Annotated in this window: 1 protein-coding gene; it reads right to left on the bottom strand. The window is 52.8% G+C overall.

The genetic code is table 11. The features are described 5' to 3' along the window. A partial coding sequence (locus KZH69_RS20390; RefSeq protein ID WP_219319307.1) for an HYR domain-containing protein occupies positions 1-623 on the bottom strand: 623 nt, incomplete at both ends.

Here is a 623-nt window from a genome sequence, read left to right on the forward strand (position 1 = left end):
CAAAGCAACTCCCGTAGCCACGCAAGAGCCAGCGTCTACATTGACACTTACTGCCGCAGGACAGGTGATTGTTGGATTGATGTTATCTGTTATGGTTACCGTTTGGGTGCAGGTCGCTGTGTTGTTGCTCGCGTCTTTTACCGTCCAGGTTACCGTGGTGCTTCCAATTGGGAAAGTGCTTGGCGCATCATTCGATACCGTAGCCCCCGAACAATTGTCCGCAAATACCGGGCTGCCCAAAGCAACTGCTGTAGCCACGCAGGATCCAGCGTCCACGTTCACGTTTACTGCCGCTGGGCAGGTAATTGTTGGGTTGATGTTATCTGTTATGGTTACCGTTTGGGTGCAGGTAGTTGTGTTGTTGCTCGCGTCTTTTACCGTCCAGGTTACCGTGGTGGTGCCTATTGGGAAACTGCTTGGCGCATCATTCGATACCGTGGCTCCCGAACAGTTGTCCGCAAATACCGGGCTGCCCAAAGCCACTCCCGTAGCCACACAAGAGCCAGCGTCTACATTGACACTCACTGCCGCAGGACAAGTGATTGTTGGATTGATGTTATCTGTTATGGTTACCGTTTGGGTGCAGGTCGCTGTGTTGTTGCTCGCGTCTTTTACCGTCCAGG

The sequence above is a fragment of the Flavobacterium taihuense genome (assembly GCF_019351435.1).
GTDB lineage: Bacteria > Bacteroidota > Bacteroidia > Flavobacteriales > Flavobacteriaceae > Flavobacterium > Flavobacterium taihuense.